This window comes from Micromonospora trifolii (assembly GCF_022229005.1).
Taxonomy (GTDB): Bacteria; Actinomycetota; Actinomycetes; order Mycobacteriales; family Micromonosporaceae; genus Micromonospora; species Micromonospora trifolii.
This window is the reverse complement of record NZ_JAKKFD010000011.1, coordinates 168315-183002: the sequence shown is the minus strand read 5'-3', so window position 1 is coordinate 183002 and position 14688 is coordinate 168315. Positions and strand designations below refer to the sequence as shown.

The 14688-nt window shown below is 72.5% G+C and carries 15 protein-coding genes; 5 read left to right on the top strand and 10 right to left on the bottom strand.

What is annotated here, in order from left to right; all coding sequences use genetic code 11:
* Positions 1 to 18 precede the first annotated feature (18 nt).
* The gene (locus NIE79_RS08495) at positions 19 to 1017 is read left to right on the top strand and encodes a tyrosine-type recombinase/integrase (protein ID WP_238678002.1); all 999 of its coding nucleotides are present in this window, start codon (positions 19 to 21) and stop codon (positions 1015 to 1017) included.
* Between the two features lie 29 nt (positions 1018 to 1046).
* Here the strand turns inward: NIE79_RS08495 and NIE79_RS08490 are convergent, their stop codons facing one another.
* Positions 1047 to 1454, bottom strand: coding sequence for a RidA family protein (locus tag NIE79_RS08490; RefSeq protein ID WP_238678001.1), 408 nt, complete (start codon positions 1452 to 1454; stop codon positions 1047 to 1049).
* Positions 1455 to 1486: 32 nt separating this feature from the next.
* The gene (locus NIE79_RS08485; protein ID WP_145788419.1) at positions 1487 to 1858 is read right to left on the bottom strand and encodes a VOC family protein; all 372 of its coding nucleotides are present in this window, start codon (positions 1856 to 1858) and stop codon (positions 1487 to 1489) included.
* 88 nt (positions 1859 to 1946) lie between these two features.
* On the opposite strand from NIE79_RS08485, the gene NIE79_RS08480 reads away from it, so the two are divergent.
* Complete coding sequence (locus NIE79_RS08480; protein WP_238678000.1) at positions 1947 to 2792, top strand: LLM class flavin-dependent oxidoreductase; 846 nt, start codon at positions 1947 to 1949, stop codon at positions 2790 to 2792.
* A gap of 8 nt (positions 2793 to 2800) precedes the next feature.
* On the opposite strand, the gene NIE79_RS08475 is transcribed toward NIE79_RS08480, so the two are convergent.
* Entirely contained in the window at positions 2801 to 3973 is a 1173-nt protein-coding gene (locus NIE79_RS08475) for an outer membrane protein assembly factor BamB family protein (protein WP_238677999.1), read from the bottom strand.
* Positions 3974 to 4004: 31 nt separating this feature from the next.
* Positions 4005 to 5708, bottom strand: a complete 1704-nt coding sequence (locus NIE79_RS08470) for an acyl-CoA dehydrogenase family protein (RefSeq protein WP_238677998.1) — start codon at positions 5706 to 5708, stop codon at positions 4005 to 4007.
* Positions 5709 to 5854: 146 nt separating this feature from the next.
* Here NIE79_RS08470 and NIE79_RS08465 point away from each other — a divergent pair, with 146 nt between their 5' ends.
* The gene (locus tag NIE79_RS08465) at positions 5855 to 6313 is read left to right on the top strand and encodes an Rv0361 family membrane protein (protein WP_372471427.1); all 459 of its coding nucleotides are present in this window, start codon (positions 5855 to 5857) and stop codon (positions 6311 to 6313) included.
* 52 nt (positions 6314 to 6365) lie between these two features.
* Entirely contained in the window at positions 6366 to 7502 is a 1137-nt protein-coding gene (locus tag NIE79_RS08460) for a low temperature requirement protein A (RefSeq protein WP_308193157.1), read from the top strand.
* 73 nt (positions 7503 to 7575) lie between these two features.
* On the opposite strand, the gene NIE79_RS08455 is transcribed toward NIE79_RS08460, so the two are convergent.
* From NIE79_RS08455 to NIE79_RS08430, 6 genes are all read right to left on the bottom strand, one after another.
* Positions 7576 to 8292, bottom strand: a complete 717-nt coding sequence (locus NIE79_RS08455; RefSeq protein WP_372471426.1) for a thymidine kinase — start codon at positions 8290 to 8292, stop codon at positions 7576 to 7578.
* Positions 8293 to 8348: 56 nt separating this feature from the next.
* Positions 8349 to 9743 (bottom strand): MFS transporter, encoded by a 1395-nt coding sequence (locus NIE79_RS08450; protein ID WP_238677997.1) that lies wholly within the window; start codon positions 9741 to 9743, stop codon positions 8349 to 8351.
* Between the two features lie 17 nt (positions 9744 to 9760).
* Positions 9761 to 10528, bottom strand: a complete 768-nt coding sequence (locus NIE79_RS08445) for a glycerophosphodiester phosphodiesterase family protein (RefSeq protein WP_238677996.1) — start codon at positions 10526 to 10528, stop codon at positions 9761 to 9763.
* Positions 10529 to 10697: 169 nt separating this feature from the next.
* Positions 10698 to 11264 (bottom strand): hypothetical protein, encoded by a 567-nt coding sequence (locus NIE79_RS08440; protein ID WP_238677995.1) that lies wholly within the window; start codon positions 11262 to 11264, stop codon positions 10698 to 10700.
* Positions 11265 to 11326: 62 nt separating this feature from the next.
* A complete protein-coding gene (locus tag NIE79_RS08435) occupies positions 11327 to 12169 on the bottom strand; it encodes an SDR family NAD(P)-dependent oxidoreductase (protein ID WP_238677994.1) in 843 nt (280 codons plus the stop codon).
* Positions 12170 to 12346: 177 nt separating this feature from the next.
* Positions 12347 to 13117, bottom strand: coding sequence for a lysophospholipid acyltransferase family protein (locus NIE79_RS08430; protein WP_238678068.1), 771 nt, complete (start codon positions 13115 to 13117; stop codon positions 12347 to 12349).
* A gap of 152 nt (positions 13118 to 13269) precedes the next feature.
* Here NIE79_RS08430 and NIE79_RS08425 point away from each other — a divergent pair, with 152 nt between their 5' ends.
* The gene (locus NIE79_RS08425; RefSeq protein WP_238677993.1) at positions 13270 to 14682 is read left to right on the top strand and encodes a cytochrome ubiquinol oxidase subunit I; all 1413 of its coding nucleotides are present in this window, start codon (positions 13270 to 13272) and stop codon (positions 14680 to 14682) included.
* The last annotated feature ends 6 nt before the right edge of the window (positions 14683 to 14688 follow it).

Genomic DNA, 14688 nt, shown 5'->3' with positions numbered 1-14688 from the left:
ACTGAGAGCCTTTTTCACATGGTGTTCTCCGACGCTCCGGTGCTCGCCCGCCCGTCCGCGCCACCGGCGCTGCCGAGCGGGCCGGTCGAGGTCACCGAGGCGTGGCTGCGCAACCGGCGGTTGTCCGAGCACACCCGCGACGCCTACCGACGCGACGTCACCGGCTGGCTCACCTGGTGCGCCGGCCACGACCTGGACCCGCTGCGGGCCACGTTCCTGCACGTCAACGAATACGCCCGCGCGCTGGAGAGCAGCGTCGGCGCACGCAGCGGCCGACCACTGACCCCGGCGACCGTCGCACGCCGACTCTCGGCGCTGTCCAGTTGGTACGACTTCCTGGTCAAACTGGGCGCAGTGCCGGCCAACCCGGTCTCCGGCGCCGACCGCCCCCGCGTCGACCGGGACCACTCCGCCACCGTCGGGCTCACCCCCGAGGAAGTGGACGCCCTGCTCAGCGCCGCCGACGCGGACACCGGCGCGACCGCCGTCCGCAACCGCGCGGCGCTCGCGCTCCTCGCCGACCTGGGTCTGCGGGTCGGGGAGCTGATCTCGCTGGACCTGACCGACCTCGGCACCGAACGCGGTCACCGCAGCGTGCGCTTCATCGGCAAGGGCGGCAAACAACGTCGCCGCGCCCTCACCCCCGGCACCGGGCACGCCCTGGACGCCTACCTGGCCCAGCGGGCCGCCGCCACCGGCGTGCCGGTGCCGCAGCTCACCGGCCCACTGCTGGTCACCGCCAGCGGCGCCCGCCTGGACCGGCACTCGGTGTTCCGGATGGTCCGTCGACTCGCCCGCGCCGCCGGCATCCCGGCCTGGGCGAAGCTGTCCCCACACTCGCTGCGGCACGCCTTCGCCACCACGGCCCGCTCCGAGGGCGTGCCGTTGGAGGACGTGCAGGACGCCATGGGGCACGCCGACCCGCGCACCACCCGCCGCTACGACCGGGACCGGCACAACCTCGACCGCGACCCGGCCTACGCGGTGTGGGCGGCCCGGTCACGTCGCCGCGGCTGAGTGCCACCTGCCCGACGTCGGGTTGTCGATCAGTCGAGGACCGCAGTGGCTTCGACCTCGACGAGGAGGTCAGGCTCGCCCAGAGCACTGACACCCAGCAGTGTGATGGGCTTGACCAGGTCAACGCCCAGCTTCGCACCCGCCCGAGCGACGCCTTCGCCCAACAGTGGCATCTTGTCGGGCGACCAGTCGACGACGTAGATGGTCAGTTTCGCCACGTCGCCGAAGGACCCACCGATCTCGGCCAGGGCGGTGCCGATGTTGAGATAGCACTGCTCGACCTGGGCGGCGAAGTCTCCCTCGCCGACCTTGCGCCCTTCGGCGTCGCGGGCCACCTGACCGGCGAGGAAGACCATCTTGGACCCGGTTGCGATCGACAACTGACGGTAGACGTCCGGCTTCGGTAACCCGTCCGGATTGACAAGAGTGATGGCCATGCTGACTCCTTGTGTCGTTGCGCCGGGCCGTCTCAGCTCTGTGGGCGGGGGCAGATGCAGAACGGCTGCCCGATCGGGTCGAGAAGCACCACCCACCGCTCACCACCGGGTTGGAAGGCCGGCTTCGACGCGCCCGCGGCGACGAACTTCTCCTCCGCCGCCGCCAGGTCGTCGACGTAGAGATCCAGGTGGTAGCGCTTGTCGCCGGTCTGGTCCGGCCAGGAGGGCGGTCGGTAGCCCTCGACCAGCCCGAAGCCGATGGAGACGCCACCGGAGCTGATCATCGCGTACTCCGGTTGGCTGTGGGTGACCTCCCAGCCCAGCGCCTCGTGGTAGAACGCGGCGTGGCCGGCGGGATCGGAACTGTCGAGGTTGACCATCGCGAGGTCGGCAGAAGCTGTCACGTCGGCAGTATGCCGCCGAGGCCCGACAACTCCGGCCACCCGACGCTCGCCGCGTCCGAGTGTCGGGCCCCCGCCCTACGGTCGACGGATGAGACACGGTCTGGAGATTTCCTGCGGCGGGGCCTCGGTCGCGGTGTCCACCCTGGTCGAGCTGGGTGAACTGGCCGAGCGCGCCGACTGGGACGGCGTGTTCCTGGAGGACTATCTGATCCACTATTCCGGCGACGAGCCGTTCACCTACGACCCGTGGCTGGTCCTCGCCGCGATCGCCGGGCGCACCGAGCGAGTGCGACTCGGCACCACTGTCACCGCGCTGCCCCGGCGTCGCCCGGCGAAGTTGGCGCGGGAGGTCCTCACCCTCGACCACCTCAGCGCGGGCCGGGCCACCGTGGCGGTCGGTGTCGGCGACCCGGGCGACCGGGGTCTGGTCGCCTTCGGCGAGCAGACCGAGGTGTCCGTGCGGGCCGCGATGCTCGACGAGGGTCTCGACCTGCTGACCGGGCTGCTCAGCGGTGGACGGGTCAGCCACCGGGGCACCCACTACCGCGCCGACGGGGTGTCGCTGCGGCCCGCGCCGGTGCAGTCCCCGCGGGTGCCGGTCTGGGTCGGCGGGAGCACCCAGGCCGGAGCGGTGCGCCGTCGGGCCGCCCGCGCCGACGGCATCGTGCCGTACAAGCTCACCGACACCGACGGGTGGTCCGACTTCACCCCCGACGAGGTACACGACCTGGCGACCGCCCTGCCATCGACGCGCGCCGACGGTCAGCCGTTCGACGTGGCGATCGGCGGCCGGCGGCGTCGGTCCGACGAGCGCACCGAACGGGCCTACCTCGCTGAGCTGGCCGCCGCCGGCGCCACCTGGTGGCTGGAGTTCGTTCCGGCCGGCGACCCGGCGACGATGCGCGCCGCCGTTGCCCGACGCCCCCTGCGCTGACCCGGGGGTCAGGGGGTGTCGAGGGGCCAGAACGTTCTACGGGCCGTGCCGTCGCGGCAGATCAGCCCGGCGCCGACCCGTCGGCAGTCGGTCACACCCGCCGGGAGCACCGCGGACACCCGACGACCGTCGCGTCCCAGCGTGGCGACCAGGGAACGCCTGCCGTCCGCCGCCATTCCCAGCACCACCAACGGTTCCGTGGCGACCCGTGGGCCCCCCACTGTGCGCCAGCGTGCCCCGGCCGGCCACGTCCACACCCGCGCCCCGGTGCCCGCGTCGATGGCCCAGCGTCCCTGCTCGTCCTGACCGCAGATCAGGCCCTGGCAGGGCCGCAGCGTCAACTCACCCGGCTGCGCCGGCGCCCGCCAGCGCTGTGCCAGGCCGGGTAGGTCGTAGCCGGTCAACGCCACCGCGCCGCCGTTCGGGTGGCGCAGCACCAGATGCGCGTCGACGACCTGGGGATTGTCCGGGCCGTAGTCGGCCGGCGGAAGCTGTCCCCGCCCGCGTTCGGTGCCGTCGCGGGCGTCGAGCAGCCGGACCAGCCCGTCGTCCTGCACCAGCAGCACCCGCCCGGGCAGGCCGGGCAGCGCCCGCAGCACCGCCGTGGAGGGCAGCGGGACCGACCAACGGTTTGCGCCGGTGGTCGGGTCGACGCCGTGCACAGTGCCCTCGACCCGCCGTCCCGGTTCGGCGGCGCTGCGCACCTCGCTCACGGCGACCGCCTCGTTCCCGGCCGCGTACACCCGCTCGGGTCGCCGCCACACCGGCTGGCCGGTACGCAACGACCGCGCCGTGGTCACCCGCGCCCCGAGCGCCTGGTCGCGCTCGACCAGCAGCAACAGGTCACCAGCGACCTCGGCGGACCATCCGGCGGCGGGCGGCACTGTCACCCGCCACCGCGGCGGGCCGTTCGGCGCAGCCGAGTCGTAGGCGCTCAACGTCGGCGGGTTCCGGTCGGGGTCGACGACCAGCAGCAGCGGCCCCGCGCCGAGCACTGTCGCCCGGGCGGGCACCGCCGGCCCCACCTGAGGCGTCAGGCCCGCGGCCGGCGCGGCGCCGCCGAGCAGGACACAGGCCGCCACCAGCGCCGCCACCCGCCACCGGCGGGACACCTGCGGTGGTGGCCTGCGCTCCTCCAGGGGCGCGCCCCGGTCGTCACCCAGCTCGATCAGCACCGACACGCGCGCCCACCCGTCCGTTCGCGCCGGCCGGTCAGCAGAGCAGGTCGAGGTGGTGGTGGGCGTCCTCGGCGATCTCCTCGTGCCGCAGCCAGCGGCGCGCCCACAGCCGGGCGGCCAACTCCGCCTGCTCGTCGCCCCACGCGGCGTGCTCGACGAGCAACGCGGTGGTCAGCGCGTACGCCAGGCGCAACGCCAGACCGCGGGCGCCAGCGAGCACCGCCGACGCCTCCGGGTCGATGGTCACCGCGGTGATGGTCTCCGCCACCTGCGCGGCGACGGCGGCCAGGGTGTCGGCCAGCACCGGCGACAGCGGCCGCGCCAGGTCGACGGCGGCGGCCAGCCGGCTCAGCAGGGGCGCCCCGGCGTCCTCCCGGGTCAACGCGCGCAGCACGTCCAGGGCCAGCACATTGGTGGTGCCCTCCCAGATGGGCAGCACCTGGGCGTCGCGCAGCAGCCGGGGCACGCCGGTGTCCTCCACGTAGCCGGCCCCGCCGAGGCTCTCCACGTACTCGCTGGCGGAGCTGACGGCGAGCCGTCCGGTGGCCAACTTCGCCAACGGCGCCACGATGCGCAACTCCGCCGCGGCCTCCGGGTCGGCGCCGACCTCGACCCGCCCGAGCAGGGCGAAAGCGTGCCCGGCGAGGGCGAATGCGCCCGCCGCGTCGACAGCGAGGGTGCCCAGGGTGGCCCGGTGCAGGGGCGAGGACACCAGCGGGCCACCGGCGACGTGCCGCACCTCGGCGTACGCGCGGGCGTAGGCGAGACCCCGTCGCATCCCGCCGGCCGCCGCCGCGGCGTTGTGCACCCGGGTCACCACCACCAGGGTCATCGCCCGGACCAGACCGGGCACCGCCGGGTCACCCAGCGGGAGGGCGTACGCGTCGCGCAGGCCGATCTCGGCGGTGGGCAGCGCCCGGGTGCCGAGCTTGTCCTTGAGCCGGTGCACCGTGACACCCGGTGCGGGTGCGCCCGGCGCCGCGCCGTCGGCCAACGGTGAGTCGACCGCGTACCGGGGAACGAGGAACGGGGCGAGCACCCGGCTGCCCCGCCCGGCGCCCTCCGGTCGGGCCAGCGCCACCGCCATCGCCGCGTCGGCGGCGGAGCAGAACCACTTCTCCCCGGTCAGCCGCCACGAACCGTCCGCCGCGGGTCGGCCGAGGGTGCTGGAGCGGCCCAGATCGGAGCCGCCCTGCGACTCGGTCATCCACTGCCCGCTGGTGATCGCCGTGGCCGGGTCCGTGGAGACCAGCCGGGGCAGCCACGCGTCGCGGACAGTGGCGTCGACGTCGGGCATGCTGAGCAGCGCCGCCGCCCCGTCGGCCATCGCCACCGGGCAGGAGAACGTCGCCGACTCCGGCCCGTACAGGTGCAGCAGGGCGTGTTGCACGACCCGCGCGGCGGCGCCCCAGGTGCCCCGGGCGTCCGGCAGGTAGGGCAGCGCGACCACGGCGTGTCGGGCGGCTGCCGCGCGTTGCGCCTGCCAGCCGGCGGAGGTGTCGATGCGGTCGATCCGGGCACCCCACGGGTCGTAGCGGACCAGCGTCGGCGGGTGCGCCTCCGCGTCGGCGTGCGCGGCGCGCAGCGGGCCGGTGACGTCGGCGGCCAGGTCCGCGAGACGGCCCTTCGCGGCGGCGTGCCCGCCCGGGCCGAGGTGACGCTCCAGCCAGGACCGCAGCAGGCCATCGCCGGCGTACGGGTCGACGGGGAGTGGTACCGGCTGCACGAAGCGGCTCATCGATCGGCTCCTGGCACTGCTCGGGGGTGTGCGCCGACGGTAGACGATGCGGGGCCGCCGCGAACAGGGCACACCCGCCCATCGGGCGCACCCAGTTTCCGGCTTGTCGCCCGTCGGTGCGAGCGTGTTCTCTACGGTCGGTAGTCGTGGGTGCGGGCCAGTCGTGGAGCCGACCGGCCCGGCGTCACCGCCCGATGCGCACCGGGTTGGCGTTCGCCGGGTTCGGTGTGGCGCTGTGCTGCGTGGGGGTGGCCGGGTTGGGCGCCTGGAACCTCCAGACCGTCCGGCAGGCCGCCGGCCCGATCCGGGAGACCGCCGACGGTTTCCTCAACGAGGTGGCCCTCGGCGACAGCAACCGGGCGTACGAGCGGCTCTGCGAGGACGCGCGCAGCCGGTGGAGCGCGATCGGCTTCACCAGTTGGGTGCGGACACCACCGATGGTCACCGACTACGAGATCACCGACGTGTCGGTCGCCACCCGCAGCGGACGACCGCACGGCACTGTGACGGTGAAGGTGACCCGCGACGGCGGGCTCAGCGAGGAACGTCGCCTGCCGGTGGTCCGTGAGGACGGGAACTGGCGGGTGTGCGGTGACCCCTTCTAGGCCCCCGGTCGCCGCCCCGATACGCCCACAGCTTCTGCGACCACGCGAGGGGGTGCAGCCGACCACCTCGACGGAACTCTTCTTCGACCTGGTCTTCATCTTCACCATCACCCAGTTGTCGCACTACCTGATCGCGCACCTGGACTGGCGCGGCGCGGCGCGTACCGGCCTGTTGCTGGCGTTGGTGTGGCTGGTCTGGGTCTACACCACCTGGCTGACCAACTGGCTGCAACCGGATCAGGGGCCGGTGCGGACGATGTTGATCGGGGTGGGGCTGGGCAGCCTGTTGTTGTCGGCGGCGATCCCGGAGGCGTTCGGGTCGACCGGCCTGCTCTTCGCGCTGGTCTACGTGATCGTGCAGGTGGGCCGCACCATGTTCGCGTTGTGGGCGGTGCAGGGCAGTCCGTGGTTGGTGGCCGGATTTCAGCAGTCGCTGCCGTGGATCGCCGGGACGTCGGTGCTCGTGGTCCTGGGTGGCCTGGTCGGCGGGGCCGCCCGGGACGCGGTGTGGGCGGCGGTGATCGTGATCGAGGTGGTCGGCCTCTCGATCGGCTATCCGCTGCCGCGACGGGGACGTAGCCGACCTGAGCGGTGGATGGTGGAGGGTGGGCACCTGGCCGAGCGGTGCGCGGCGTTCGTCCTGATCGCGCTGGGGGAGTCGATCCTGGTCACCGGCAGCACCCTCACGTCGCACGTGGACCTGGTGACGTCCGGTGCATTCGTGCTGGCGTTCGGCGGTTCGGTGGCGCTGTGGTGGGTCTATTTCGCCCGTTCGGCCCCGGCCGCCACGGAGGTCATCGCCAACGCCGGGGAGCGTACCGGCGCGTTGAGCCGGGTCGCGTTCAACTTCCTGCACCCGGTGATCGTCGCCGGTGTCGTCGTCACGTCGGCGGCCGACGAGCGGTTGCTGCGGGAGCCCGGCGCACCGGCCACCGCTGTCGACGTGCTGCTCACCCTCGGTGGTCCCGCGCTGTTCCTGGCCGGGCACGCCGCCTACAAGGCGCTGCTGTGGCGGACCCTGCCGACCAGCCGGGTCACGGCGGTGGTGGTCCTGCTGGCGCTGATGCCGGTCGGTGTGGTGCTGGGGGCGCCCGTCGCGGTGTGCGCGGCGGTGGCGTTGGCGGTGACGGTCGCCGTGATCCTGACCGACCGGTTCCGGGTACGGGCCCACGCCCGCCAGGCGTCCTGACCGGCCGGGCGTGGGCGGGCCTGCAACTGGTCACCACCACGTCGACGGCGGTCGCCGTGTACGGGTGGGCGCCTCAGTCGCGGGGGCCGAGGTCGCCGCTGCGGTAGTGCCGGCGGCAGAGCACCTGGTAGCGGACCTCGGCGGTGTCGACGGTGTCGCCGATGACGACCTGGGCGCCCTCACGGACGACCCGCCCGTCGACCACCCGGGCGTTGAGCAACCCTTCGCGGCCGCACCAGCAGAGCACCTCGACCTGGATGCGGGCCACCTCGTCGGCCAGCTCGAACAGGCGTTGCGCGGCGGGGAACAGCCGCGACCGGAAGTCGGTGGCCAGGCCGAACGCGAACACGTCGACGTCGTAGCTGTCGACCAGCTCGGCCATCTGCTCGACGTGCTCGACTGTGTAGAAGCACGCCTCGTCGCAGATCAGGTAGTCGACGCGTACCCCGTCGGCCCACCGGCCGCGCACCAGGGCCCGCAGGTCCAGGTCGTCGGTGACCTCGATGGCCTCGTGGGCCAGGCCGATGCGGGTGGTGACCTGCGGTCCCAGCGACCTGTCGATGCGGGTGGTGACCAGCCCGCGCCGGCCCTGCCGGGCGTGGTTGTAGTTCATCTGCAACGCCATCGTGGACTTGCCGCAGTCCATCGGCCCCCAGAAGAACTTCAACGCCGCCGCGTGCACCGGACGCCCGTCGAGCCCGCGCGCGGCCGCGCACCCGGCCGGGGCGTGGGGCTGGCCGGGGAACGGGTGGGCCAGGCAGGTCGGGGCGGTGGCGTCGTCGTCGGTCACGGTCGGGCAGCCTAGCCCATTGATCGGCCCGAATTGGTCGGGTGCGGGACCCGTGCTCAGAGCACCCGGGGTGGGGTGTTGCCCGCGGCCACGATGGCACGGCGGATCGGCACGGCGGCGAGGAGCAGGAACCCGACCACGAAGAAGATCAGCAGTGAGACCAGGCCCACCCGGTACGAGGCGGTGAGTTGGAACACCAGGCCGAAGGCGAGCGGGCCGAGCCAGCTGGTGCCCTTGTCGCTGATCTCGTAGAAGCCGTAGTACTCGCCTTCCTTGCCGGCTGGGATGAGCTGGCTGAACAGCGACCGGCTCAGCGCCTGGCTGCCGCCGAGGACCAGGCCGATGGCCGCGCCGAGGACCATGAAGGGCACCGGCGCCTCGGCCGGTAGCCGGAACGCGCCGATGATCACACCGGTCCAGAGGACCAGGCTGAGCAGCACTGTCTTCCAGGCGCCGATGCGCTTGGCCAGCGCGCCCAGGCTCAACGCGCCCCCGAAGGCGAGGAACTGCACCAGCAGGATGGTGACGATCAGGGTGCTCTGGTCCAGCCGCAGTTCCTCGGTGCCGTACTGGCTGGCCAGGGTGATGACGGTCTGGATGCCGTCGTTGTAGACCAGGAACGCCAGCAGGAAGAACAGCGTCAACGGGTACGCCTTGATCTCCCGCAGGGTGCGGCCCAACTGCCGGAACCCGTCGGTGAGCACGTTTCCGCGCCGGGCCAGCGCAGCCGCCGCGCTGGGGCGTTCCCGCAGCCAGCGCAGCGGCACGAGGGTGAACACCGCCCACCACACCCCGGCGGAGACGATCGACCAGCGGGCCAGGTCCAGGGTGCGCTGCGGGTTGTCGTCCTCGCTGAACAGGGTGACAGCTACCAGGTTGAACGCCAGCAGCAGACCACCACCCAGGTAGCCCAGCGCCCAGCCGCGGCTGGAGATGCCGTCGCGTTCGTCCGGGCCGCCGAGCTGCGGGAGGAACGAGTTGTAGACCACGACGGCCGCGCCGAAGGAGATGTTGGCGACCAGGAAGAGTGCCCCGCCGAGCAGGTAGCGGTCACCGGTGACGAAGATCATCGCGATGGTCGCGCCGGCCCCGGTGAACGCGGCGGCGCCGAGCAGCCGCTTCTTGTGCGTCGACCGGTCGGCGATCGCCCCGATCACCGGCAGCACGAACACGGTGAGGAACACCGACAGCGAGATCAGGTACGGGTAGTAGGACCCGGCCGCCACCCGGATGCCCAGCGGGTGCACGTACCCGTCGCAGGTGTCCGCGCCCAACTCGCACCCGGCGGCCAACTCGGCGACGGTGGTGATGAACGGGCCCAGGAACACAGTGATGACTGTGGTCTGGAACGCGGAGTTCGCCCAGTCGTAGATGTACCAGCCGCGCCGCTCCCGGCGAGTGCTCGCCGGAGGCGGGGTGTCGTCCACCGTGGGGGTCACGGTCTCGGCCATCGGGGGTCCTTCGATCCTCAGGCGGCCCAGTGGCCGCGGCTGCGGTAGACGTCGCGCAGCACGCCGACGTGATCGGTCATGATGCCATCCACGCCACGATCCAGTAACTCGTGCATCTGGGCTGGTTCGTCGATCGTCCAGACGTGCACCTGCAGACCGATGCGGTGGCAGTAGTCGAGGAACCGGCGGTCCACCACCGGCACCCGCCCGTAGCGCGGTGGCACCTGCGCGGCGACCACCGACGGCGGCAGCCGCAACGGACGCCCGTGCAGGGAGGCCAGGCGCAGCCGGGCGACGCCCCGCATGCCCAGGCTGGTCGCGACCCGACCCTCGGTGAGCGCGCGCAGCCGGGTCAGCCGGGCGTCGCTGAACGAGGCGAGCAGCACCCGGTCGCCGGCGCCGGCCCGGGTCACTGTCGCGACCGTCGGCTCGACACCGCCGTCGGCCTTCACGTCGATGTTGAAGCGGACCTGCGGCCACGCCCCCAACACCTCGTCGAGCCGGGGTACGACGGCAGCGCCGCCGACCCGTACCGAGGCGAGGTCCGCCCAGCTCATCTCGGCGATGCGCCCCGCCTCACCGGTGACCCGGCGCAGCGTCGGGTCGTGGAAGATCACCGCCACGCCGTCCGCTGTGGCGTGCACGTCGGTCTCCACGTACCGGTAGCCCAGCCCGATGGCCCGGGCGAACGCCTCGGTGGTGTTCTCGTCGCCCTCGGCGGCGCCGCCACGGTGGGCGAACGCCAGCGGCGCCGGCGCGTCGAGGTAGCCGAATCGGGTCAACACGCGACGCAGTATGCCTGCGGTTGGTGGCCGGCGGGTGGCCGGCCGGCGTCTGTCGCCCGCTCGCGCCGCCGCCCTGCCCGGTGATCGACTCGGATTCCTGAAAGTCGGGGCGTCCGCGGCGCGGGCATGCCCCGGTTTGCGGGAAACCGAGTCGATCTTCCCGCCTGTCTCAGCTCCAGTCGGTGTGGTAGCCGTCGTGGCGCAACAGGTCCAGCAGGTCGGCGTCGCTGGGCCGGTGGGCGTGGGTGAGCGCGGCGGTCAACTCGTCGACTCCGACCGGGTCCGGCCCCTGCACCTCGATCGCCCGTACGGTGGCGCCCTCGGTGCGATAGAGGGCGATGGACGGGTCGCTGTTGTCGGTCTCGTGAGTCACGATCAGCGTGCTCCCGCCGCCCAGGTCGGTGCAGGTGCGCAGCCGCGGCGAGCCGCAGTCGACGCCGTCGGGTAGCCCGCTCGCGGGATGCGGCACGCGCAACCGCCAGAGCACGGGCACGGCGCGGCCGTCAGCGGTGCGCAGCGGGTAGGCGATGTCGAGGCCGCCACGCTCCAGCCAGCCGACGGCGCCGGCGCGGGTCACGTCGTCGGGGATCAACAGCTGATCGCGAGACCACGGTGACGACCGCGTCAGGTCGGCGAGGTCCCGCTGGTCCTTGGTGTGGTGGTACGCCGTCCGCAGCCCGGCGTAGCCGATGACGAGGAGTACGACTGCGACGAGGACGAGAGGGCGGCGCGACACATGATCATTGTCCCCGTCGCCCAGCGGCACCGCCGACCCGGCGTCGTGCAGACCCCAGGGGTTCAGGCCAGCCAGCCGCCGGTCATCCGCGCCACTGCGGCGCCGTCGAGGTCGGCGAGCTTGACTCCGACGAACTGCCGGGCGCCGTCGGAGGTCTGCACCCGTACCGGCGGCGTCGGGTCGGTCAGCGTGGCGACCACCACCGCCGCGGCGTCGGCGGGGGACTGCGCGGCGGCGAACGCCTGCCCGGTGCGGGCCAGGTACGCGCGCAGCGCCGGCCCGTACACCCCGGCGGCGGCGCTGGCGGCGTCGGCGTCGATGCCGATATTGGCGACGAACTCGCTGGCCACCGCACCCGGTTCGACGACGGTGACCCGTACGCCGGTGGTGGCGGCGAGCGGGGCGAGGGACTCCATGTATCCCTCGACGGCGAACTTCGCGGCGCAGTACGCCTCGTTGAACGGCTGCCCGACGATCCCGCCGACGCTGGAGACGGTGACGAGCCGTCCCCGGCTGGCCCGCAGGTGTGGCAGGGCGGCGCGGCTGACGTGCAGTACGCCGAAGAAGTTGACCTCCATGACGGCCCGGATGTCGTCGACGCTGTCCTGTTCCAGGGTGCCGACATGCCCGGCGCCGGCGTTGTTGACGACCGCGTCGAGCCGGCCGTACGTGCCGGCCACCTCCTCGACGCAGGCGGTCACGGAGTCGGGGTCGGTGACGTCGAGGCGGCGTACGTCGATCAGGTTGGCGACCCCGGCGGCGTCGGCGGCGGCGCGTAGCCGGTCGGAGCGGCCGAGGTCGCGCATGGTGGCGACGCTGCGCCAGCCGGCGCGGGCGCAGCCGAGCGCGATCTCCAGGCCGATACCGGTGGACGTGCCGGTGATCAGCACCGTCTGCTCGCTCATGAGCTCCTACCTTCGTGCCATAGCGACCAACCCGCGCTGGACGTCACTGCAGGTTACGGCCGGACTGGTGTCCGAAGGCGATCGACTCGGTTTCCTGCGAGGCGGGGTGTCCGGGACGCGGGAATGCCCGATTTCCAGAAAGCCGAGTCGATCACCAGCGCACCGCCGCCGCAGTCGTCAACGCGACCGGCGGTGGGCGCGGCTGGGATCGCTCGGGCGACCGGGGTCGACGTGGCGGGGCAGGTCCGGCTCGTCGGGGCGCAGCGGGGCGAGGGTGTCGGTGACCGCGTCGATGATCCGGTCGGTGGCGCGGCGGGCCGCGCCGGGATTGGCGGCCGCCGTCTCACCCAGGTCGACGGGCGTGCCGAAGTGCACCCGGATCACCGGTCGACGCCACAGCGAGCGGGCTACTCCGCGCAGCATTCCGCGGGGCGCCTGGTAGGGCAGCACCTCGTGCGATCCCCACTGGGCGACCGGGACGACCGGGGCGCCGCAGGCCAGGGCCAGTCGGGCGGCGCCGGTCTTGCCGCGTTCGGGCCACAGGCCGGGGTCCAGGCCGATGCGCCCCTCGGGGTAGATGAGGATCACCGAGCCACGGGCGACGGCCGTGGCGGCGTCGTCGAGAGCCCGGTGCACGGCGCTGGTGCCCCGGTCGACGCGGATGTGCCCGGCGTGGCGCATGGCGGCGCCGAACACCGGGACCCGGAACAGTCCGGCGGTCGCCATGATCCGCGGGGCGACGCCACGGGTGTGGCAGGCGGCGGCCATGACCACCGGGTCGAACGGGCTGATGTGGTTGGCGGCGAGCACCAGCGGGCCGCGACGCAGGTGCGCCGGGACGTCGCCGGTGACCTCGAGGCGGGCGAGCAGGCCGACCAGGCCCCGGGCCAGCAGCAGGGCTGCGCGCCAGATCAGCGGCGGCTGCCAGGCGGTGTGTGCGGTGTCCATCAGCGCGCCATCGTCGCACGCGTCGACGGGGCCGCGAGGGCGGGTCGGGGTGATCAGGGTCATTGGTCCCGCGAGGGTGCGGGCCGCCCAGCCTTCTACGACGAGCAGTAGTATTTACTACGTCTCGTAGTACGGATGGTTGGGGGTTTCAGGTGGACGCGTTGGACGTTGCCCGCTGGCAGTTCGGTGTCACCACCGTCTACCACTTTCTCTTCGTACCGCTGACCATCGGCCTCTCCGTGCTGGTGGCCATCCTGCAGACGATGTGGCACCGCACCGGCAACGAGCGTTACCTCAAGCTCACCAAGTTCTACGGCAAGCTGTTCCTGATCAACTTCGCCATGGGCGTGGTCACCGGCATCGTGCAGGAGTTCCAGTTCGGCATGAACTGGAGCGACTACTCCCGCTTCGTCGGCGACGTCTTCGGCGCGCCCCTGGCCATCGAGGCGCTCGTCGCGTTCTTCCTCGAATCCACCTTCATCGGCCTGTGGATCTTCGGCTGGGACCGGCTGCCCAAGCGGGCGCACCTGGCCAGCATCTGGGCCGCCGCGATCGGCACCAACCTCAGCGCGTACTTCATCCTCGCCGCGAACTCGTTCATGCAGAACCCGGTCGGCTACCGGATCAACCCCGACAGCGGACGCGCCGAGCTGACCGACTTCCCGGCCGTGCTGACCAACAAGGTCGCCCTGATCACCTTCCCGCACACCCTGGCCGGCTCGTTCCTGGTCGCCGGGTCGCTGATCGTCGCGGTCGGCCTGTGGCACGTCATCCGCAACCGCGACTCCGCCGACACCGGCGCGTACCGCTTCGCCACCAAGTTCGGCTCCTGGGTGGTCCTGGTCGCCTCCGCGGCAGTGCTGTTCACCGGCGACATCCAGGGCAAGATCATGACGGACGTGCAGCCGATGAAGATGGCCGCCGCCGAGGGCCTCTACACCACCGAGAGCCCCGCCTCGTTCTCCGTGCTCACCATCGGCAGCCTGGACGGCAGCCGCGAGGTGTTCGCCCTCAAGATCCCGTACCTGCTGTCGTACCTGGGCACCGGCGACCCGAACGGCACGGTGCACGGCATCAACGACCTGCAGGCGCAGTACGCCACCCAGTACGGCGCGGGCAGCTACACCCCGATCATCCCGGTCACCTACTGGAGCTTCCGCTTCATGATCGCCTTCGGGATGGCGGCCGGCGCGATCGCCCTGCTGGTGCTCTGGAGCCAGCGCAAGGGCCGCACCCCGAGCAGCAAGTGGCTGCTGCGCGCCGGGCTGGCCATGCCGGTGCTGCCGGTGCTGGCCAACTCCTTCGGCTGGATCTTCACCGAGATGGGTCGCCAGCCGTGGATCGTCTTCGGCGAGATGCTCACCCGCAACGGGGTGTCCCGCAGCGTCTCGCTGACCGAGGTGCTCACCTCGTTCACCGCCTTCACGCTGATCTACGCCACCCTCGCCGTGATCGAGGTCAAGCTGCTGCTGCGCTACGCCAAGGCCGGCGTGCCGGACGTCAGCGAGCAACCCCCCACCGACGACACCGACGACGCCGAGCGCCCGCTCGCCTTCGCCTACTGATCCCGG

What these genes read in the sequence shown, in the direction of transcription:
- NIE79_RS08495 (WP_238678002.1), top strand. Translation starts at nt 19, where the DNA reads ATGGTGTTCTCCGACGCTCCGGTGCTCGCCCGCCCGTCCGCGCCACCG.
- NIE79_RS08490 (WP_238678001.1), bottom strand. Translation starts at nt 1,454, where the DNA reads ATGGCCATCACTCTTGTCAATCCGGACGGGTTACCGAAGCCGGACGTC.
- NIE79_RS08480 (WP_238678000.1), top strand. Translation starts at nt 1,947, where the DNA reads ATGAGACACGGTCTGGAGATTTCCTGCGGCGGGGCCTCGGTCGCGGTG.
- NIE79_RS08470 (WP_238677998.1), bottom strand. Translation starts at nt 5,708, where the DNA reads ATGAGCCGCTTCGTGCAGCCGGTACCACTCCCCGTCGACCCGTACGCC.
- NIE79_RS08450 (WP_238677997.1), bottom strand. Translation starts at nt 9,743, where the DNA reads ATGGCCGAGACCGTGACCCCCACGGTGGACGACACCCCGCCTCCGGCG.
- NIE79_RS08435 (WP_238677994.1), bottom strand. Translation starts at nt 12,169, where the DNA reads ATGAGCGAGCAGACGGTGCTGATCACCGGCACGTCCACCGGTATCGGC.
- NIE79_RS08430 (WP_238678068.1), bottom strand. Translation starts at nt 13,117, where the DNA reads ATGGACACCGCACACACCGCCTGGCAGCCGCCGCTGATCTGGCGCGCA.